Source organism: Streptococcus sp. 23.2 (assembly GCF_016648665.1).
Taxonomy (GTDB): Bacteria; Bacillota; Bacilli; order Lactobacillales; family Streptococcaceae; genus Streptococcus; species Streptococcus salivarius_E.
In genome coordinates this window covers 118,483-139,203 of sequence record NZ_JACLQJ010000004.1, presented here as the reverse complement: position 1 = coordinate 139,203, position 20,721 = coordinate 118,483, and the positions used below count along the sequence as shown (strand labels likewise).

General features: G+C 40.3%; 21 protein-coding genes, 1 tRNA gene and 1 pseudogene. 21 read left to right on the top strand and 2 right to left on the bottom strand.

The genetic code is table 11. From position 1 onward, the window contains the following. Window positions 1–19: 19 nt before the first annotated feature. Entirely contained in the window at window positions 20–1,471 is a 1,452-nt protein-coding gene (locus H7T98_RS03885; RefSeq protein ID WP_201061323.1) for an alpha-amylase, read from the bottom strand. A 223-nt stretch (window positions 1,472–1,694) separates the two neighbouring features. Here H7T98_RS03885 and folB point away from each other — a divergent pair, with 223 nt between their 5' ends. The 8 genes from folB (at window position 1,695) to H7T98_RS03845 (ending at window position 8,655) form a co-directional block, all read left to right on the top strand. Continuing rightward, complete coding sequence (folB, locus tag H7T98_RS03880) at window positions 1,695–2,054, top strand: dihydroneopterin aldolase (protein ID WP_201061321.1); 360 nt, start codon at window positions 1,695–1,697, stop codon at window positions 2,052–2,054. After that, window positions 2,051–2,542: a 2-amino-4-hydroxy-6-hydroxymethyldihydropteridine diphosphokinase gene (gene folK / locus H7T98_RS03875; RefSeq protein ID WP_049545451.1), complete on the top strand. Its 492-nt coding sequence runs from the start codon at window positions 2,051–2,053 to the stop codon at window positions 2,540–2,542. Before folB ends, folK begins: the two co-directional genes overlap by 4 nt. A gap of 189 nt (window positions 2,543–2,731) precedes the next feature. Next, a complete protein-coding gene (gene murB, locus H7T98_RS03870; protein ID WP_049545452.1) occupies window positions 2,732–3,634 on the top strand; it encodes a UDP-N-acetylmuramate dehydrogenase in 903 nt (300 codons plus the stop codon). A gap of 46 nt (window positions 3,635–3,680) precedes the next feature. Continuing rightward, window positions 3,681–4,835, top strand: coding sequence for an ABC transporter ATP-binding protein (locus tag H7T98_RS03865; protein WP_002884517.1), 1,155 nt, complete (start codon window positions 3,681–3,683; stop codon window positions 4,833–4,835). Beyond that, window positions 4,819–5,613, top strand: coding sequence for an ABC transporter permease (locus tag H7T98_RS03860; RefSeq protein ID WP_021143764.1), 795 nt, complete (start codon window positions 4,819–4,821; stop codon window positions 5,611–5,613). The genes H7T98_RS03865 and H7T98_RS03860 overlap by 17 nt, the downstream gene beginning before the upstream one ends. Next, window positions 5,610–6,386, top strand: a complete 777-nt coding sequence (locus H7T98_RS03855; protein WP_022496811.1) for an ABC transporter permease — start codon at window positions 5,610–5,612, stop codon at window positions 6,384–6,386. The genes H7T98_RS03860 and H7T98_RS03855 overlap by 4 nt, the downstream gene beginning before the upstream one ends. Continuing rightward, window positions 6,379–7,446, top strand: a complete 1,068-nt coding sequence (locus tag H7T98_RS03850) for an ABC transporter substrate-binding protein (protein WP_049545453.1) — start codon at window positions 6,379–6,381, stop codon at window positions 7,444–7,446. Before H7T98_RS03855 ends, H7T98_RS03850 begins: the two co-directional genes overlap by 8 nt. A gap of 309 nt (window positions 7,447–7,755) precedes the next feature. Next, on the top strand, window positions 7,756–8,655 hold the full coding sequence (locus H7T98_RS03845) for an SPFH domain-containing protein (RefSeq protein ID WP_004183097.1): 900 nt from the start codon (window positions 7,756–7,758) through the stop codon (window positions 8,653–8,655). A gap of 43 nt (window positions 8,656–8,698) precedes the next feature. Here the strand turns inward: H7T98_RS03845 and H7T98_RS03840 are convergent, their stop codons facing one another. Next, complete coding sequence (locus H7T98_RS03840; RefSeq protein WP_002884456.1) at window positions 8,699–9,094, bottom strand: VOC family protein; 396 nt, start codon at window positions 9,092–9,094, stop codon at window positions 8,699–8,701. Window positions 9,095–9,210: 116 nt separating this feature from the next. On the opposite strand from H7T98_RS03840, the gene H7T98_RS03835 reads away from it, so the two are divergent. The 13 genes and pseudogenes from H7T98_RS03835 to serB all read left to right on the top strand — a co-directional run bounded on the left by H7T98_RS03835 (window position 9,211) and on the right by serB (window position 20,589). Beyond that, window positions 9,211–10,104, top strand: coding sequence for an ROK family protein (locus tag H7T98_RS03835; protein ID WP_201061319.1), 894 nt, complete (start codon window positions 9,211–9,213; stop codon window positions 10,102–10,104). Window positions 10,105–10,258: 154 nt separating this feature from the next. Next, window positions 10,259–11,353 carry a 3-phosphoserine/phosphohydroxythreonine transaminase gene (gene serC / locus H7T98_RS03830; protein ID WP_014632766.1) on the top strand — a complete coding sequence of 365 codons (1,095 nt, stop codon included), beginning with the start codon at window positions 10,259–10,261 and terminating at the stop codon, window positions 11,351–11,353. Between the two features lie 12 nt (window positions 11,354–11,365). Further along, on the top strand, window positions 11,366–11,923 hold the full coding sequence (locus H7T98_RS03825) for a GNAT family N-acetyltransferase (RefSeq protein WP_195918074.1): 558 nt from the start codon (window positions 11,366–11,368) through the stop codon (window positions 11,921–11,923). Window positions 11,924–11,941: 18 nt separating this feature from the next. Next, window positions 11,942–13,123 (top strand): 3-phosphoglycerate dehydrogenase family protein, encoded by a 1,182-nt coding sequence (locus H7T98_RS03820; RefSeq protein WP_195918073.1) that lies wholly within the window; start codon window positions 11,942–11,944, stop codon window positions 13,121–13,123. A 53-nt stretch (window positions 13,124–13,176) separates the two neighbouring features. Then, window positions 13,177–13,662 (top strand): annotated as a pseudogene (locus H7T98_RS03815) (methylated-DNA--[protein]-cysteine S-methyltransferase); the annotation flags it as partial. A 42-nt stretch (window positions 13,663–13,704) separates the two neighbouring features. After that, the gene (locus H7T98_RS03810) at window positions 13,705–14,058 is read left to right on the top strand and encodes an arsenate reductase family protein (protein ID WP_037598335.1); all 354 of its coding nucleotides are present in this window, start codon (window positions 13,705–13,707) and stop codon (window positions 14,056–14,058) included. Window positions 14,059–14,115: 57 nt separating this feature from the next. Further along, a tRNA-Thr gene (locus H7T98_RS03805) sits at window positions 14,116–14,186 on the top strand. A 152-nt stretch (window positions 14,187–14,338) separates the two neighbouring features. Next, on the top strand, window positions 14,339–14,713 hold the full coding sequence (locus H7T98_RS03800; protein ID WP_037598332.1) for a CidA/LrgA family protein: 375 nt from the start codon (window positions 14,339–14,341) through the stop codon (window positions 14,711–14,713). Beyond that, complete coding sequence (locus H7T98_RS03795; protein WP_037598330.1) at window positions 14,706–15,401, top strand: LrgB family protein; 696 nt, start codon at window positions 14,706–14,708, stop codon at window positions 15,399–15,401. The genes H7T98_RS03800 and H7T98_RS03795 overlap by 8 nt, the downstream gene beginning before the upstream one ends. 85 nt (window positions 15,402–15,486) lie before the next feature. Beyond that, a complete protein-coding gene (locus H7T98_RS03790; RefSeq protein ID WP_201061317.1) occupies window positions 15,487–16,047 on the top strand; it encodes an HAD-IA family hydrolase in 561 nt (186 codons plus the stop codon). After that, window positions 16,048–18,000 carry a DNA topoisomerase (ATP-hydrolyzing) subunit B gene (gene gyrB, locus H7T98_RS03785; RefSeq protein WP_002884534.1) on the top strand — a complete coding sequence of 651 codons (1,953 nt, stop codon included), beginning with the start codon at window positions 16,048–16,050 and terminating at the stop codon, window positions 17,998–18,000. A 96-nt stretch (window positions 18,001–18,096) separates the two neighbouring features. After that, on the top strand, window positions 18,097–19,821 hold the full coding sequence (gene ezrA, locus H7T98_RS03780) for a septation ring formation regulator EzrA (RefSeq protein ID WP_201061315.1): 1,725 nt from the start codon (window positions 18,097–18,099) through the stop codon (window positions 19,819–19,821). A gap of 111 nt (window positions 19,822–19,932) precedes the next feature. Next, the gene (serB, locus tag H7T98_RS03775; RefSeq protein ID WP_201061313.1) at window positions 19,933–20,589 is read left to right on the top strand and encodes a phosphoserine phosphatase SerB; all 657 of its coding nucleotides are present in this window, start codon (window positions 19,933–19,935) and stop codon (window positions 20,587–20,589) included. The last annotated feature ends 132 nt before the right edge of the window (window positions 20,590–20,721 follow it).

Below are 20,721 nucleotides of genomic sequence, written 5' to 3'. Positions count from 1 at the left end.
TTGTACTGAGCTTTTTTTCTTAGTCTTGAATTGTCCAAACGCTGACAGATTTTTCAGAAACCGGGAAGTCTCCCCATCCGTCTTCGTCAATGGTTACAGTATCAGAGCAGTTTCCAAGAATGTCATAGAAGGCTTGTCCAGCCCAATCACTACCAATTTCCATAGACTTGCTGTTAGCAGCATCATTAGAAATCGTTACAGCTAATGGAGCCCCATCTTCGTTGCCAGAGCGTGTCCACCCGATACAGTTTGGATCATCAAAGTAGTCTGTTTGCTCACCGTAAGCTAGGTCTTTACGAGCGTAGAGCAAGATATCTAGGCTCTCTTGGAAATTTTCTTGGGCAAATTCACCCTCAATACCATAGTAGTCACCATAAAATAGGCAAGGAAGACCGTCTTCACGGAGAAGGATGAGAGCGTAAGCAGCTGGTTTAAACCATTCTTCAACAGTGGATTCTAGAGCTTGTCCGCGTTGAGTGTCGTGGTTGTCTACGAAGGTCACGGCATGTTCAGGATGATTTTTGACCAAGGAATGATCGAAAATTGTTGTTAAATCATAATCAGCTCCCGCTGTGCTAGCGTTGTGTAGATTGTTGTGGAGGGAAACATCGACAAGGTCAAAACGTTTTTCAATCTTTTCAAGATAGGTATTGTTATCCTCCTCGTTACCATTCCAAAATTCACCAAAGACATAGAAATCCTGACCTTGTTTTTCTTTGACATCGCGAATAAAATTACGCATAAAGAAAGAATCAATGTGCTTAACGGCATCCATTCGGAACCCTTGAACGCCTGTTGTTTCAACGAACCAGTCTGCCCATTCGTAAATATTTTCAATAACTTCAGGGTGTTTATAGTCTAGGTTGGCATACATAAGGTAGTCGAAGTTACCATTTTCGTTGTCAACCAAGTCGTTGTCTGCCCAGCCTTTGTTGTCACCTTGGATAAGATAGATACCACTTTTATTACGTTTGGCATCGAAGTCGGTTCCGTTAAAGTGGTACCAGTGCCATTCAAAATCGTTGTAGGCTTTATTACGTCCGTCAAAGGTGAAATGTGTCCAGCCTTCGATTTCAAATGGTTCGCTGATCTCTTGGGTACGGTCTTCTGGGTCAACTTCGACCACTTCGAAGGTCTCAAGTTTATCTGCTGCCGCCTTGTGATTAAGCACAACGTCGGCCATAGGTACAATGCCAACTTCTTTGAGTTGGTTGATAGCATTGAGATATTCTTCTTTGAGGCCGTATTTGGTGCGGACTGTTCCTTTTTGGTCGAATTCTCCAAGGTCAAAGAGGTCATAGACTCCGTAACCAACATCATCTTTGTTTGTAGCTTTAAAAGCGGGTGGCATCCAAACGTGGCTGATGCCTAGGTCTGCTAAATGTTGGGCATCTTCAGCCAAATTGTTCCAGTGTTGACCGTCACTTGGGAGATACCATTCAAAATATTGCATTGCGGTTTGATTTGTCATAGTTTTTTTCCTTATTAGTTGAGATAGTCTTGCTTATAATTCAGGAGTCTCTTTTTAGCTCCTGTGCCTATATTTTACCAAATCAGAAGATTTATGCAATCGATTGCATAAAGTGTAAATGCACTAACTTCAGATCTGTCTAAAATATCATACTAATTAGAGACCAACTTTTCAACTGTTTTGTGTTAGAATAAGGAAGAGTATAGTGTCTTAAGGAGAAACTATGGATAAAATTATTTTAAATGGTTGCCGTTTTTATGGTTATCACGGGGCTTTTGCTGAGGAGCAGACCCTAGGGCAAATTTTTGTGGTTGATTTGGAATTGGCTGTTGATTTGATCAGGGCTTCACAGAGTGACAATCTAGATGATACGGTTCACTATGGTTTGGTTTTCGAAGCCGTGCAAAAACAAGTGGAAGATAAAAAGTACATTTTAATTGAGCGTTTGGCGGGTGCGATTTGTGAGGACTTGTTTGATCAATTTGTGCCAATCCAATCTATTAAAATTCGAATTACTAAAGAAAATCCACCAATTAATGGGCACTATAGAAGTGTTGGAATTGAATTGGAGCGTAGCCGATGACAAGAGTTTATTTGAGTTTGGGATCTAATATGGGTGATCGTCAGGACTATCTCCAAAAAGCTGTGGAGGCCTTGAATGACTTACCTGAGACAGAGGTTAAAGCAGTATCTTCCTATTATGAGACGGCTGCTTGGGGATTAACAGAGCAGGCTGATTTTTTGAACCTTGCCTTGGTCTTAGAGACTCAGTTGCCAGCTGAAACCTTACTAAGGTCATGTCAGCAGATTGAAAAAGACCTTGATCGCGTTCGTCATGAGCATTGGGGGCCTCGGACAGTAGATATTGATATTCTTCTATATGGGCAGGAAATCTGGGAGACTGAGCACCTTAAAGTGCCCCATCCTTATATGAGTCAGAGAGCTTTTGTTTTGGTTCCCTTGATAGAAATAGCAGATGACTTGGTTGACCCTAAAACTGGTCAAGCCTACAAAAAATATTTGAGTCAATTAGACACTAGTGATGTCCGCAAATTGGAAGTTATGGACTAGCTTTGCGTGAAATTCCTTGTCGTCAAGATGGGGATTTTTTGCTATAATTAATCTTGGCTTTTTGCTGTATTTTTCTTTTTATTTTTAGGGAAAAATACTAACTCATTTTTAGGTAGTGATAGTAATATGGGGAAGTCTATCACGATACCTACAAAGAAATAAATGTATAGAAAAAGTATGGAAAATAACATGTTAGATGAACTTAAAGAAGATTTAGTGGGAATTGATATTCGTTTCGACGAACCCTTAAAACGTTATACATATACCAAGGTTGGTGGTCCAGCGGATTATTTGGCCTTTCCACGTAACCGCTATGAACTCTCTCGTATTGTCAAATTTGCTAATAAGCATGACATTCCTTGGATGGTGCTCGGTAATGCCAGTAATTTGATTGTCCGTGACGGTGGTATCAGAGGGTTTGTGATTATGTTTGACAGACTTAATGGTATTGCAGTTAATGGTTATCAAATTGAAGCTGAAGCGGGGGCTAATTTGATTGCGACAACCAAGGTGGCTCGTTTCCAAAGTTTGACAGGTTTTGAATTTGCAGCGGGGATTCCAGGTAGTGTTGGTGGTGCCGTCTTTATGAATGCGGGTGCCTATGGTGGTGAGATTGCTCATATCTTGGTTTCTACTCAGGTTCTTACAAAAGACGGTGATATTCGTACGATTGATGCAAGAGATATGCGTTTTGGTTATCGTCGTTCGGTGCTCCAAGAAACAGGTGAAGTGGTTATTTCAGCTAAATTTAACCTCAAACCAGGAGACTACGAGCAAATCAAGAATGAGATGAATCGTCTCAATCATTTGCGAGAACTTAAACAACCTCTTGAATACCCTTCATGTGGTTCGGTCTTTAAACGCCCACCAGGTCATTTTGCTGGTCAGCTGATTATGGAAGCCAACCTCAAGGGACATCGTATCGGGGGTGTTGAGGTGTCAACTAAGCACGCTGGTTTCATGGTTAATGTTGATCAAGGAACAGCAAAAGACTATGAAGACCTTATTTCAGACGTTATAGCTAAGGTTAAGGAAAATTCAGGTGTTACACTAGAGCCTGAAGTACGTATCATTGGCGACGAATTAAACTAATAAAACCCTATCCCTATATTTGCTATCCATGGAGGATTTATGACAATTGACTAATCCGATTATTGCCTTTCGAAATGTCTCAAAAGTGTTTGAAGACAGTGGCACACAAGTTTTAAAAGACATCAACTTTGAACTAGAAGAAGGTAAGTTCTATACCCTTCTTGGGGCTTCTGGTTCTGGTAAATCAACGATTTTGAACATCATTGCAGGTCTATTAGATGCGACCAGTGGTGACGTCCTTTTGGATGGAAAACGTATCAATGATATTCCTATCAATAAAAGGGATGTTCACACCGTTTTCCAATCTTATGCTCTCTTTCCACATATGAATGTCTTTGACAATGTGGCTTTTGCTCTTAAATTGAAAAAGGTGCCTAAAAAGGAAATTGAAGAGCGTGTAGAAGAAGCCTTAAAGATGGTTCAACTAAATGGTTATCAAAAGCGCTCGATTCAAAAATTATCAGGTGGTCAACGTCAACGTGTGGCTATTGCTCGTGCGATTATTAACCAACCCCGTGTAGTCCTTTTGGATGAGCCTTTGTCAGCACTGGATTTGAAACTACGTACTGAAATGCAATACGAGTTGCGCGAATTGCAACAACGTTTAGGGATTACTTTTGTCTTTGTCACTCATGATCAGGAAGAGGCCTTGGCCATGTCGGACTGGATTTTTGTTATGAATGATGGTGAAATTGTTCAATCAGGAACTCCGGTTGATATCTATGATGAACCGATTAATCACTTCGTTGCAACCTTTATTGGAGAATCTAACATCCTACCAGGTGTTATGATTGAGGACTATTTGGTTGAGTTCAATGGGAAACGTTTTGAATCTGTCGATGGAGGAATGCGTCCTAACGAACCTGTCGAAGTGGTTATTCGTCCTGAAGATTTGCAGATTACACTTCCTGAGGAAGGCAAATTGCAAGTTCGCGTGGAAACTCAGCTCTTCCGTGGGGTCCACTATGAAATCATTGCCTATGACAATCTTGGCAATGAATGGATGATTCATTCAACCCGTAAGGCGATTGAGGGTGAGATTATCGGTCTTGATTTTACGCCTGAGGATATTCATATCATGCGTCTTAATGAGACAGAAGAAGAGTTCGATGCACGTATTGAAGAATATGTGGAAGTGGAAGAACATGAAGATGGCTTGATTAATGCCATTGAGGAGGAGCGCTATGAAGAAAACAGCTAGCCTCTTCTCGGTACCTTACCTCCTTTGGCTCCTACTCTTCGTGGTTGCTCCAGTGCTCATGCTACTCTATCAGTCTTTCTTTGATATCAGTGGCAACTTTACTTTGGATAATTATGGCACCTTCTTTTCCAGTTGGACTTACTTAAGGATGAGTTTTAACTCGGTTCTTTATGCAGCCATCATTACTCTGGTAACGCTTATTATCTCTTATCCGACGGCATATCTTTTAACCAGACTGAAGCATAAGCAACTTTGGTTGATGTTGGTCATTTTGCCAACCTGGGTCAATCTCCTTCTGAAAGCCTATGCTTTTATGGGGATTTTTGGTCAACAAGGCGGTATCAATGCCTTTCTCGGTTTCTTTGGGATTGCACCCATGCAAATCCTCTTTACGGATTTCTCCTTTATTTTCGTAGCTAGTTACATTGAAATTCCCTTTATGATTCTACCGATTTTCAATGCACTGGATGATTTGGATGAAAATATTGTGAATGCAAGTAAAGATTTGGGAGCCAATGATTGGCAGACCTTTACCAAGGTTATTTTTCCCTTATCGCTTAATGGGGTACGCTCTGGTGTCCAGTCGGTCTTCATTCCTAGTCTCAGCCTCTTTATGCTGACACGCTTGATTGGTGGTAACCGAGTTATCACCCTAGGGACAGCCATCGAACAGCATTTCCTCACGACACAAAACTGGGGAATGGGGGCAACCATTGGTGTTGTTCTTATTGCTGCTATGATTGCGACAATGTGGTTAACAAAGGAGAGACGTCAATGAAAAAATTTGCAAATCTCTATTTAGCTCTTGTCTTTGTTATCCTTTACCTGCCAATCTTTTATTTAATCGCCTACTCTTTCAACAGTGGTGGCGATATGAATAGTTTCACAGGTTTTACTCTGGATAACTACCAGAGCATGTTTTCAGATAGCCGTCTTATGTTAATTCTGACTCAAACCTTCTTTTTAGCTTTCCTTAGCGCTCTTCTAGCAACGATTATTGGTACCTTTGGGTCTATCTTTATCTATGAGAGTAAACAAAAGCAACAGACTGGGATTTTATCCCTAAATAACGTGCTCATGGTTGCACCGGACGTCATGATTGGTGCTAGTTTCTTGATTCTCTTCACCTTGATTGGTTTCCAATTAGGCTTTGTATCTGTCTTATTGAGTCACATTGCTTTTTCAATCCCAATTGTGGTTCTCATGGTGTTGCCACGTCTCAAGGAAATGAATCGAGATATGGTGAATGCCGCTTATGACCTAGGTGCAACTCAATGGCAGATGTTACGTGAGGTTATGTTGCCATACTTGACACCTGGTATTATTGCTGGTTATTTCATGGCCTTTACCTATTCATTGGATGACTTTGCAGTAACCTTCTTTGTAACGGGAAATGGTTTTTCAACACTTGCTGTGGAAATTTACTCACGTGCACGTAAGGGGATTTCTCTGGAAATCAATGCCTTGTCAACCGTTGTTTTCCTATTCTCTATTCTTTTAGTGATAGGTTATTATGCGATTACCAAGGAGAAGGAGGAGCAGGATGCGTAGACTCTATCAATTTCTGGCAGGTATCTTAGCCATTATCTTCTTCCTTTGGGGCATCTCTGCCTACATGCAGAGTCGTACAGGAAATGTGTCGGACAAATTAGTTATCTATAACTGGGGTGATTATATTGACCCAGACCTCCTGACCAAGTTTACAAAAGAAACGGGCATCAAGGTTCAGTACGAAACCTTTGATTCCAATGAAGCCATGTATACCAAGATTAAGCAGGGCGGAACAACCTACGATATCGCTGTGCCGTCAGACTATACCATTGATAAAATGGTTAAGGAAGACCTTTTGGTGAAGTTGGATAAATCTAAAATCAAAGGTTTTGACCAGATTGGCCCAAGCTTTAAAGGACTTAGTTTTGACCCTCACAATGACTATTCCATCCCTTATTTCTGGGGAACTGTCGGTATTGTTTATAATACAAAATTGGTGAAAAAAGCACCACAGCACTGGGATGATCTTTGGTCACCAGATTACAAAAACCAGATTATGCTAGTTGATGGTGCGCGTGAAGTCCTTGGTTTCTCACTCAATAGCCTGGGATATAGCTTGAATACGAAGAACATGACTGAATTACGTTTGGCTGAAACTAAACTTAATAGTCTAACACCAAATATCAAGGCTATTGTTGGTGACGAGATGAAGGGCTACATGGTTCAAGGTGATGCGGCCATTGGAGTAACCTTCTCAGGGGAAGCTAGTGAGATGCTTGATAAAAATGAGGACCTACGTTATGTTGTCCCATCTGAAGGCTCAAATCTTTGGTTTGATAATCTGGTGATTCCTAAGACTGTAAAGCATGAAAAAGAGGCTTATGCCTTTATCAACTTCATGCTTAAACCGGAAAATGCAGCCCAAAATGCTGAATATATTGGTTATGCCACACCTAACCAAGCAGCTAAAGCCTTGCTTCCAAAGAGTATCACTGATGATAAGGCCTTTTATCCATCAGAATCAACCATTAAAAACCTTGAAGTCTATAACAACTTGGGACAAAAATGGCTAGGAATCTATAACGATATTTACCTTCAAGTCAAGATGTATCGTAAATAAGTCTTTTGAGATTTGAGTTTTAGATGCCATCTAGAATGATTCTTCCAACGATTTTATTTTCGAAAATACTAAGAGGCTGAAACGCAATCGTTTCAGCCTTTTTCTTACATCGAAAAGTCTCACCTATTGCGAACAAATTTCTCGACTAACAGGAGTTTCCAAGTTTTCAGGAGTGCTAACACATAAGCGATAAAGAAAGTGTCTCTTTTACACTATTTCAAATGAGCCATACTATTTTTCTTGAAAAATTGTATTGCTGTGCTATAATAAAGCAAAGAAATTTTTAATGTTTATTTTGGAGGACTTAACATGCAAGCAGCACTTCTTTTTTTACTGTTTTCCTTCCTGATTATTTTGGGAATTCTCATTAGTATGCTTTACGTTGTACGTCAACAGTCAGTGGCTATCGTTGAACGTTTTGGACGTTATCAAAAAATTGCAACGAGTGGGATTCATATGCGTTTACCATTTGGTATCGATAAAATTGCCGCTCGTATTCAACTACGTTTGCTTCAAAGTGAGATTGTGGTTGAGACTAAGACAAAGGACAATGTCTTTGTCATGATGAATGTGGCCACTCAATATCGTGTTAATGAGCAAAATGTTACAGATGCTTACTATAAACTCATGCGTCCAGAAGCTCAAATTAAATCATACATTGAGGATGCTCTCCGTTCATCAGTTCCTAAATTGACACTTGATGAGCTCTTTGAGAAGAAGGATGAAATTGCCCTTGAGGTTCAACACCAAGTGGCTGAAGAAATGACAACTTATGGGTATATCATTGTTAAGACTTTGATTACCAAAGTTGAACCAGATGCTGAAGTTAAACAGTCTATGAACGAAATCAATGCTGCTCAACGTAAGCGTGTCGCAGCTCAAGAATTGGCAGAAGCTGATAAGATTAAGATTGTCACAGCAGCCGAAGCCGAAGCTGAAAAAGATCGTCTTCACGGGGTCGGTATTGCCCAACAACGTAAGGCTATCGTTGATGGATTGGCTGAATCAATCGCAGAACTTAAAGAGGCCAATGTGGGTATGTCTGAAGAGCAGATTATGTCTATTCTCTTGACTAACCAATATCTAGATACCCTTAATACTTTTGCGGCTAAAGGCAATCAAACCTTATTCCTACCAAATAATCCAAACGGTGTGGATGATATTCGTACCCAAATTTTGTCAGCCTTAAAGACAGATAATAAAAATTAAGCACAAAAAGAAGCCAGATCTATACAATCTGACTTTTTTTGTTTTATTTTTCTAGGAATTGCGTCAAACGAATAACTTCAATCTTATAGCCATCTGGATCAGTGATAAAGTAGTACATTTTTGGTTTACCAGGAAGACCTGAGAGGTCTGTGACAGTATAGCCAGCCTCTTTGTGAGCTTGGTGTGTAGCTTCTAGGTCATCAACACCAACGGCGATATGCCCGTATCCATCTCCGAGATCATAAGCTTCATGGTCGTAGTTGTAGGTTAATTCCAACTCGTAATCAGGATCATCTTCGAGTTGCAAGTAGACAAGGGTGAACTTATATTCTGGAAAATCATTGCGACGAGCTTCTTTGAAACCAAGAGCTTCTTTATAGAATTTAAGTGAGGCTTCTAGGTCCTTGACACGGACACAAGTGTGTAGAAATTTAGTCATGTGAGATAACTCCTTTTATCTAATTCTGTAAGTTTATGATAGCATTTTGGAACCGTTTTTTCTAGTTTTTGCTCTTTTGTGTTATAATGACGAAAAACAATCTGTGGAGGATGCTTATGACGATTTTAGCGATTGATTTTGGGGGAACACAGGTGAAGTCAGCACTTGTTTCGGAGCAGTTCGCCATTGAAAAGAGTCTGCCGACGCAGTCATCCCCACAAAACTTAGAACAAGCTATTGACGTGATTGATCAGATAGTTACTTCAGTTGAAGTAGACTTATCAGGTATAGCAATTAGTGTTCCAGGGACGGTTGATACTGAGGAAGGTGTGATTTATCATGGTGGCTTATTGAGGTTCTTCCACGGCTTTCGTATTAAAGAGGTCCTCGAAGCCAAGTACCATCTGCCTGTGATGGCTCTTAATGATGGTAAAGCAGCGGCCTTGGCAGAGCTAGCTACAGGTCATTTGCAAGGAGTGGCCAATGGTGCAGCTCTTGTTTTGGGTTCAGGTCTAGGTGGTGGATTTATTATTAATGGTAAACTTTTTCAAGGAAGTCATTTTCAAGCGGGTGAGTTGACCTTTCTGTTACCAGTTCAAATGGAAAAAGTTGATCCTTCATTGATGCGAGGCATGACTTTGTCGGCTGTCGGTTTAATTACCAAGGTAAATGAAGTGCTAGGTAACTCAGATTTAAAGGATGGTTTAGCCGCATTTAAGGCCATAAATGAAGGAGATAAAACAGTCTATCCGCTTTTTGAAAGCTATTGCCGTAACCTAGCCATTACCATTTTGAATCTTCAAACTATCTTTGATATGGAAACCTTTGTTATTGGAGGTGGTATTTCAGCCCAGCCGATACTTATCGAGGAGGTCAACCGCCAGTTTGATAAGGTTCACCATGAGATTGACTTTATCGGTAAAATTATTAAACGTCCCAAGATTGTTGCTTGTCATCATCATAATGGAGCTAATCTAATTGGGGCATCCTATTTTCTTAAGCAAAAATAAACGGATACTAAAATCAATTACTGATCAAAATATACATAAAATAGCTAACTTTTTTGAGGCGAGCGGTTAATCCCGTTCGTTTTTTACTGTTAACACTTTACAATATTCAGAAAATTCGCTATAATAGGACCATTAAAATTTTGGAGGTGTCTTTATGACAATTTATAATTTCTCAGCAGGACCTGCTACATTACCAAAACCAGTGCTTGAAAAAGCCCAAGCTGAATTGCTTAACTATCAAGATTCCGGTATGTCCGTGCTAGAAATGTCCCACCGTTCTCCAGAATTTGACAAAATCGTTAAAGATGCGGAAGCGACACTTCGTGAGCTTATGGCCATTCCAGATAACTATAAGGTTATTTTCTTGCAAGGTGGCGCTTCAACACAATTTACAATGGTCCCACTTAACCTCGCTCAAGGTAAGAAAGCTTACTACCTTGTAGGTGGTTCATGGGGTAAAAAAGCTTACACAGAAGCTGTTAAACTTTCAAAAACCATTCCTTTTGAACCAATTCTTTTGGCCTCTTCAGAAGAAACTGTTTACGATCATATCCCAAGTTTTGACCCAGCAACAATTGATCCAGAAGCTGCTTATGTTCACTTGACAACGAACAATACCATTGAAGGAACATCTATCTACGATTTGCCTGATACTAATGGTGTGCCAATTGTAGCTGATATGTCTTCAAATATTTTGGCTGCTCGTTACAATGTTGAGGACTTTGCCCTCATCTATGCTGGCGCTCAGAAAAATATTGGACCTGCTGGGGTGACAGTGGTTATCGTTCGTGAAGACTTCCTTAATGACCAACCACAATTGTCTGCCATGTTGGATTACCGTATTCAAGCTGAAGCAGGATCACTTTACAATACACCACCATGTTTCAACATCTATATTTCAAAACTCGTCTTTGACTGGGTTAAAAATGAAATCGGTGGCGTGGACAAGATGGCTGAAATTCAACGTGAGAAATCAGGTCTTCTCTACGACTACATTGAATCATCTGATTTCTACACAAATCCTGTCAAAGATGCCAAGGATCGTTCTGTCTGCAACATCCCATTTGTAACACCAAGTAAAGAGTTGGATGCTAAATTTGTAGCAGAAGCAGATGCTCTTGGTTTCAAGAATATCAAAGGACACCGTTCAGTAGGTGGTATGCGTGCTAGTGTCTATAACGCTTTCCCACGTCAGGGTGTACTTGACTTGATTGACTTTATGAAGAAATTTGAAGCCGAAAATAAATAATTAGGTAAAGAGATGGAAATTAGACAAGCCTTCCCAAATGAAATTGGGGCTATCATGACTGTGATTGAGAGTGCTAGAACTGCTTTAGCAGAAGCGGGGAGTACCCAATGGCAAGGAGCTGATGGTTACCCTACTGAAGAAACTATCTTTGACGATGTCCTTAATGGGCAGGCCTATGTAGGAATTGTTGATGGTCAAATCGTTTCTTATGCTGCGGTGATTGTTGATGGAGACCCTGCTTACGACAAAATCTATGACGGGGACTGGAAACACCACAATAAGCGCTACATTACTTTTCATAGAATCGCCGTTTTAAGTGAATTTTCGGGCCAGGGTATTGCTCAAACCTTCATTCAAGGTCTTAATGAGGGGACTGATGCTCATGATTTCCGTTGCGATACGCATGAAAAGAATACTGTCATGCAGCATATTTTGGAGAAGCTTGGCTATGTCTATTGTGGCAAGGTTCCTATTGATGGTGAACGTCTTGCTTATCAGAAAATCAAAACTAAGCGAGAGAAGGCCTTTTATCAAGAACTTGATGAAGCAGCTCACCACGGGATACATTGATTTAAGAGGAATATAATTATGGTATTTAGTGTAAAAACGTATAACAATATTAACCAGATTGGTTTGAAGGAACTTGGAAATCATTTCCAAATTGATGGTGATTTAGCGAAAAATCCGGATGCCTATATCATTCGTAGTCAAAATCTCCATGACACTGTTTTTCCTGACAACTTGAAAGCTATTGCGCGTGCTGGTGCAGGTACTAACAATATCCCAGTTGACGAAGCAACTGAAAAAGGAATTGTTGTCTTCAATACTCCAGGTGCCAATGCTAACGCTGTTAAAGAAGCTGTTTTGGCCTCTATCTTACTCTCAGCACGTGACTATATTGCGGCCAATGCTTGGGTTAACACACTTAGTGGTGATGATGTTCCTAAACAAATTGAAGCAGGTAAGAAACAGTTTGCAGGTAGCGAGATTACTGGTAAGACATTGGGTGTTATCGGGCTTGGTGCGATTGGTGCACGTATTGCCAATTATGCTTACCGTTTGGGAATGAAGGTCTATGGTTACGACCCATATGTTTCTATTGAAGCTGCCTGGAATATCTCTCACCATGTAAAACGTGTTTCTGATCTTAAAGAGATTTTTGAAAACTGTGACTACATCACTGTTCACGTCCCATTGACACCTGATACGAAGGGGACTTTCAATGCGGATGCCTTCAATCTCATGCAAAAAGGCACAACTATCATTAACTTTGCCCGTGCAGAGTTGGTAGATAATGATGCTCTCTTTGATGCTTTGGAAACAGGTGTGGTTAAACGTTATATCACTGACTTTGGTACAGAAGACCTACTTAACAAACCTAATGTAACAGTCTTCCCACACGTTGGTGGTTCAACAGGTGAAGCAGAACTTAACTGTGCGATTATGGCAGGTCAAACTATCCGTCGCTTTATGGAAACAGGTGAAATTGTTAACTCTGTTAACTTCCCACGTGTGCAACAGGCCTTGAGTGCTCCATACCGTATCACCTTGATTAATAAAAACGTGCCTAATATTGTGGCTCGTATCTCTACAGCGGTTTCTGATTTTAATATCAATATTGATAATATCATCAACCGTTCTAAGGGAGACTATGCCTATACACTTCTTGACCTTGATGAAACAGACAAGTCTAAGATTGATGAATTGGTTGCTAAGTTTGAGGCTAGCGACAATATCGTTCGTGTGCGTTTGATTAAAGGCAAAAAATAAGAGTTAAACTGGCAGGAACAAGAGATTCCTGTCTTTTTTGTTATAATAAAGACATGCTTTATCGTCAGTATTATTTATCTCCTATTGGACGCTTGTGCTTGGTGGCAAGTGACCAAGCGCTTTATGGTGTTTGGTTGGAAGGGCAAAAGCATTTTCAGGCAGGGATCAAGGAAGAGGAGCTAGTAGACACCTCAAATTCTATCTTGAAAATAACCAAGAATTGGTTAGAGGCTTATTTTAAGGGGGATAATCCAAGTCCAGATATCCTCCCTCTAGCTGATAGGGGGACAGATTTTCAACAAAAAGTCTGGTCAGTTTTAGGGGAGATACCTTATGGACGGACTATTAGCTATGGACAGATTAGCCAGCAAATCTCCTGCAAATCCGCACAGGCTGTGGGAACCGCTGTTGGTAAAAATCCTTGGTTGATTCTGGTCCCTTGTCATCGTGTCTTACCTAGCAGTGGACAGATAGGTAATTATGCAGCAGGAGAAGAAGCCAAGTGTTTTCTATTGCGTTTAGAAGACATCAGGTTTGACAGTCCCAGAGAGATAGCTTATGCTAGAAAAAAGGAGAAAAACATGTACACTTTTTATGAATATCCCAAATGTAGCACTTGTCGTAAGGCAAAGGCGGAACTCAATCAATTAGGTTTAGATGTTAAATCTATTAATATTAAGGAAAACCCACCTTCGGCTCAGTTTTTAAAAGAGCTTTTGGCAGGGTCAGATTTAGAGCTTAAGAAATTCTTTAATACGAGTGGACAATCCTACCGATCTCTAGGATTAAAGGATAAGCTACCAACGCTATCTCTTGATGAAGCTGTTGAACTCTTAGCTTCAGATGGTATGTTGATTAAACGTCCTATCTTGATTAAAGATGGTAAGGTTTTACAGGTTGGTTACCGTACGCCTTATCAAGACTTAAATTTATAAAAAATAAGCAAAAAATCTTGCCACAGTAAATAGAAGTATGGTAAGATTAAAACAGTTGCCGCTATAGTTAAATGGTATAATAGAGCAATGGTAATGCTCCGTTCCGAGTTCAATTCTCGGTGGTGGCATCTGTGATAGAGTCCAGCCTTCGGGTTGGATTTTTTTATGTTCAAATGGGCTGATTTATGGATCTCAATATTTCAAAAGAACTTACTGAAAACTCTTGAAATTCAAAAAAAAAGGAGTAGACTAATAGGTGATTAAACCTAGGAGGCAAGTTGTGAAATACTACGTTCAATTCATGTTGATTTGTTTGTTTGCCGTTATTGGTGAAGCTCTGTCAACATTCTTCAAATTACCTATTCCTGGAAGCATTATTGGCTTATTCTTGCTTCTGATTGCTCTCCAGCTTAAGTGGATTCGTCTACGTCATATACATGCTGTGGCAGAATTTTTAATTGCCAATATGACTATTCTATTTTTGCCAGCAGGTGTCGGTATTATGGAACGTTGGAATGCTATTTCAGCGAATATTGTCCCTATTATTTTGATTATTATGGGAGCCTTGGTTCTTAATATTGTAGTGATTGCAGTAGTCGTCGGTTTCATCAAAAAACATTTTGAAGGTGATTACGAGGAGGTTAAACGTGGCTAATTTTTTTAACACACCCTTGTTTGGGCTAACACTTTCTGTACTAGCTTACACATTAGGGCTATTGATTTATCGCCGTTTCCCTAATCCTTTGACGACGCCTCTTCTTGTATCGACTGCCCTGATTATCGTCATTTTGCACTATACAGGAATTTCCTACAAGGATTACTATGTCGGTGGCTCTTATCTTAACAGTTTGATTATTCCTTCAACAGTCGCGCTAGCAGTTCCTTTTTATAAAAATCTACACCTCATGCGCCATCACTATAAGAGTATTCTAATTGGATCAACGGTTGCTTGTGTTCTAAATACGACTTACACGGCCTTGATTGCTAAGCTTTTTGGAATGGATTATTTTTTGGCTATTTCGCTCTTTCCTAAGTCTGTAACGACTGCCATGGCTGTGGGAATTTCGGAAAAAATGCAGGGGATTACGACGGTAACATTGGTTGTAGTTGTTATTACGGGTATCTTAACCTCTGTCTTAGGTCCTGTCTTTCTAAAAATGATTGGGATTAAAGACCCAGTCGCTATCGGACTTTCACTAGGTGGAACCGGACACGCTGTAGGTACAGGAACTGCCTTCAGATATGGTCAGGTTGCCGGTGCCATGGGTGGTCTCTCAATTGCTGTGACAGGGATTCTATATGTCTTTATTAGTCCTATTGTGGCGAGTTTGATTCTGAAATAAAAAATTAAGGTTTGGATAGGTTTTCCAAGCCTTTTTAGCTGTGAAAAGCAAGCAAAATCTGACCTTTTATGTTATAATTAAGGTTATGAATTATGGAGATTATATCTGGGATTTGGGTGGTACCTTGTTGGATAATTACCAGGTATCAACCCAAGCCTTTCTAGCAACTTTAGAACAATTTGAGCGTACAGCAGAACCTCAAGCAGTCTATGATGCCCTTAAGGTATCAACGAGCACTGCCATTGCTATGTTTGCGCCTGATATAGCTGATTTTCGAATCCTATATAAGCAGGAGGAAGCCAAGCATTTACAGGAACCTGTTCTTTTTGAAGGTGCTAGGGCTGTCCTAGCTAAGATTGTGACCGAGGGTGGGCGTAATTTTTTGGTTAGCCACCGTAATCACTTGGTGCTAGACATCCTTGATAAAGCAGAAATTGCCTCTTATTTTACAGAGGTTGTAACTTCTGAAAATGGTTTTGCTAGAAAGCCGAGTCCAGATAGTTTCCTTTATTTAATTAAAAAATACGATATTAAACACGGCTTGGTCATTGGTGACCGCCAGATAGATATAGAGGCAGGAAAAGCAACGGGTCTGGATACCTTGCTTGTTGATGGCCATAAATCATTATTGGAGATTGTGACATAAATGACTGATGAATTAAAAAATCTTGAAGAAAAAGCGCAAGAATATGATGCCAGCCAGATTCAAGTCCTAGAGGGACTTGAAGCGGTACGTATGCGCCCAGGTATGTATATTGGCTCAACCTCAAAAGAGGGGTTGCATCATTTGGTATGGGAGATTGTCGATAACTCAATCGATGAGGCCTTGGCTGGTTTCGCCACTCATATTCAAGTCTTTATTGAGCCGGACAATTCTATTACGGTTGTCGATGATGGTCGTGGTATTCCAGTCGATATCCAAGAAAAAACTGGCCGTCCTGCGGTAGAAACTGTCTTTACAGTACTTCACGCTGGTGGTAAATTCGGCGGAGGCGGTTATAAGGTCTCTGGTGGTTTGCACGGAGTTGGTTCTTCGGTCGTTAATGCCCTCTCAACACAACTTGATGTTAAGGTTTATAAAAATGGCCATATCCACTTCCAAGAGTATAAACGTGGGGTAGTGGTAGCAGATTTGGCAGTAATTGGTGAAACAGAGAAACATGGTACGACTGTTCACTTTACGCCAGACCCAGAGATTTTCCAAGAGACAACCGAGTTTGATTTTGGAAAATTGGCTAAACGTATCCAAGAATTAGCCTTTTTGAACAAGGGGCTCCGTATCTCTATCACAGATAAGCGTGAAGGTCTCAAACAAGAGAAACATTATCACTACGAAGGTGGTATCACATCCTATGTGAAATACATCAATGAAAACAAGGATGTTATCTTTGATGAACCTATCTACACTGATGGTGAGATGGATGGTATTTCGGTTGAAGTTGCTATGCAATACACGACTGGCTATCATGAAACGGTAATGAGTTTTGCCAACAACATTCACACCCATGAGGGTGGTACTCACGAACAAGGTTTCCGAACAGCCTTAACGCGTGTCATTAATGACTATGCACGTCAGAATAAGATTCTCAAAGAAAAAGATGATAATTTGACAGGGGATGATGTTCGTGAAGGTTTGACTGCTATCATTTCTGTTAAACATCCAAACCCACAGTTTGAAGGTCAAACCAAGACCAAGCTTGGAAACTCTGAAGTGGTTAAGATTACCAATCGTCTCTTCAGTGAAGCTTTGAGTCGCTTCCTCTTGGAAAATCCTGCTATCGCTAAGAAGATTGTTGAAAAAGGGATTTTGGCTTCTAAGGCCCGTATCGCCGCTAAGCGTGCCCGTGAAGTGACACGTAAGAAGTCAGGTCTTGAAATTTCTAACCTTCCAGGGAAGTTGGCAGACTGTTCATCGAATAATGCTGAAATGAATGAACTTTTCATTGTCGAAGGGGACTCAGCCGGTGGATCTGCTAAATCAGGTCGTAACCGTGAATTCCAAGCTATTCTGCCAATTCGAGGTAAGATTTTGAACGTTGAAAAGGCTAGCATGGATAAGATTCTAGCCAATGAAGAAATTCGTTCTCTCTTCACAGCTATGGGAACAGGTTTTGGAGCTGAATTTGATGTCAGCAAGGCTCGTTACCACAAGTTGGTAATCATGACCGATGCCGATGTCGATGGGGCCCACATCCGTACTTTGCTTCTGACTTTGATTTACCGCTTTATGCGTCCAGTCTTGGAAGCAGGCTATGTCTACATTGCTCAACCACCAATTTATGGGGTTAAGGTTGGTTCTGAGATTAAAGAATACATCCAACCTGGTGCCGATCAAGAAGACAAATTGCGTGCTGCTCTTGAAAACTACAGTGTGGGACGTTCAAAACCTACAGTACAACGTTATAAAGGTTTGGGTGAAATGGATGACCACCAACTTTGGGAAACTACCATGGACCCTGAAAATCGTTTGATGGCACGTGTTTCTGTGGATGATGCTGCAGAGGCCGATAAGATTTTCGATATGCTGATGGGAGACAAGGTTGAACCTCGTCGCGAATTTATCGAAGAAAATGCCGTTTACAGTACTCTAGATATCTAATATTCTTTTAGAAAAGGGTGCAATGCTAGGATAACTATGATATAATCGTAATGTTATTCTACATTTATGAACATAATAGACGATTAAGGAGAAACTATGTCTAGCGGAATTGTTTTACTGATTGTAGTGGTAGTTATGCTCGTAATTATCGCTTACTTAGTCGGTATTCTTATTAGAAAACGAAATGATTCGCGGATTGCACAGCTTGAAGAACGCAAGCAAAAATTGTTTGACTTGCCAATTAACGAAGAAATTGAAGAAGTTAAAAAGCTTCACTTGATTGGACAAAGTCAAACAACATTCCGTGAATGGCATCAGAAATGGATTGATATCTCGACAAATTCATTCGCAGATATTGAAAATCATATTTTCGAAGCTGAAAATATGAATGATACCTTCCATTTCTTCAAGGCTAGTGGTGAAATCAATAACATTGAGAGTCAGTTAGATCTTGTGGAAGAAGACATCAAGTCTATCCGTGAGGCGCTCTCAACCTTGAAAGAACAAGAAGAAAAGAACAGTGCTCGCGTTAAGCATGCATTAGACTTGTACGAAGAGTTGCAAAACTCAATCGAGGAAAACTCTGATAATTTCGGTTCTACCATGACCGAAATCAATAAGCAACTTAAAAACATTGAAGCTGAGTTTGCAGAATTCGTGACTCTTAACTCATCAGGTGACCCTGTTGAAGCATCTACTATCTTGGATCGTGCAGAAGAGCACACTATTGCATTGGGTCAAATTTCAGAGAAGATTCCTGCTATTGTAGCTAAGTTGGAAGATGATTTCCCAGATCAGTTGGATGATTTGGAATCTGGCTATCGCAAGTTGATTGAGCAAAATTATCACTTCCCTGAGAAAAATATCGAACGTCGCTTCCAAGAAATTCGTGAAGCTATCCGTTCAAACTCAAGTGAGTTGGTTTCTCTTGATTTAGACCGTGCGGAAGAAGAAAACGCTGAGATTCAAGAAAAAATTGACAACTTGTATAGCATTTTTGAACGTGAAATTGCCTCATACAAGGTTGTTATGCGTCAAAAGAAAGTTTTGCCAGATTATCTCAAGCATGCTAAAGAAAACAACAAGAAACTTCAAGAAGAGCTTGAGCGTCTCATGTTGACTTACATCTTCGATGAAACTTATGCGGCAGATGTTCGTAGCTTTGCATCTGATATTTCAGGTGTGGAGACAGCTGTTCTTCCAACCCTTGAAAACTTTGAAACTCAGGTGAAACCATTCTCAGAACTTGAGAAAATCTTTGAAAAGAGTCTTAATACCTTGTCAGCTGTTGAAAATGGTCAGGTTGAGGTCTTTGAAAATCTTCAGGCTATTGAGAAAAACGAAGCTAAAGCACGTGAAGAGCTTGATGTTTATGTTAATAAATTGCATGTTATCAAGCGTTACATGGAAAAACGTAACCTGCCAGGTATTCCTCAATCCTTCTTGAGTGTATTCTTCTCAACTAGTGCTCAAATTGAGGCTCTTATGGACGAACTCAGCCGTGGCCGTATTAATATTGATGCGGTAATGCGTTTGACAGAAACATCTAAAAACGCCATTGATCATTTGGAAGAGACTGCTTACTTGGTTGTTCAAAATGCAACCTTGACTGAGCAACTCTTGCAATACTCAAACCGCTACCGTTCGTTCGAACCTGCTGTTCAAAGTAGCTTTGAGCATGCACTTAAATTGTTTGAGGTTGATCATGATTATGATGCATCTTTGGAAGAAATCTCTTATGCCTTGGAAACAGTTGAACCAGGTGTGACAGATCGTTTTGTATCATCTTACGAGAAGACACGCGAACAAATTCGTATGTAAGAGAAAGATTCTGGACTACGGTCCAGAATTTTTTGTAAGGTTCGTTTTTCATTTCATATTTGAATAAAATCTAGTAAAGGCTTATATAGACATCGAAGAATCGAGGTAATTATGTCAGAAGTTAAAGGTTTATTAGTTATGGACGTAGATTCTACGCTAGTCCAAGAAGAAGTTATTGATTTATTGGGAGAAGAAGCAGGCGTTGGTCAAAAGGTTGCTGAAATCACAGAGCGTGCCATGCGTGGAGAATTGGATTTTAGACAGGCCTTGAATGAGCGTGTGGCGACCCTCAAGGGATTACCAGAGAGTATATTTGACAAGGTCTACGCTCGTATTCATTTCAACAAGGGAGCCAAGGAACTTGTAGATGAACTCCACGCCCGTGGCTTTAAGGTAGGCTTGGTTTCTGGAGGTTTCCATGAGACTGTGGATAGACTAGCAGTTGAAGCAGGGATCGATTATGTTAAGGCTAATCACCTAGAGGTGGTTGACGGTGTCTTAACTGGTAAGGTCTATGGTGACATTGTCACCAAAGATGTCAAGGTAGCCAAACTCAAAGATTGGGCAGCAGAAAATGGTCTCGAACTCTCGCAAACCATTGCTATGGGTGATGGTGCTAATGATTTGCCAATGATTAAGACAGCTGGCATCGGCATCGCCTTTTGTGCCAAACCAATTGTCCGTGAACAAGCACCTTATCAAATCACAGAACCAGATTTGTATAAGGTGATTGATATTTTGGATGGGGTTAAGAAATATAACAGATAAAAAGAGTCCTTTGGATAATTCCAAGGGACTCTTTGTGCAGTAAAAAAGCACCGAATCGGTGCCACTTTCTCAAGTTGAATACGGACTAAGCCTTATTTTAACTTTGCTGTCTTGTTTCGAATGGTTTCACTC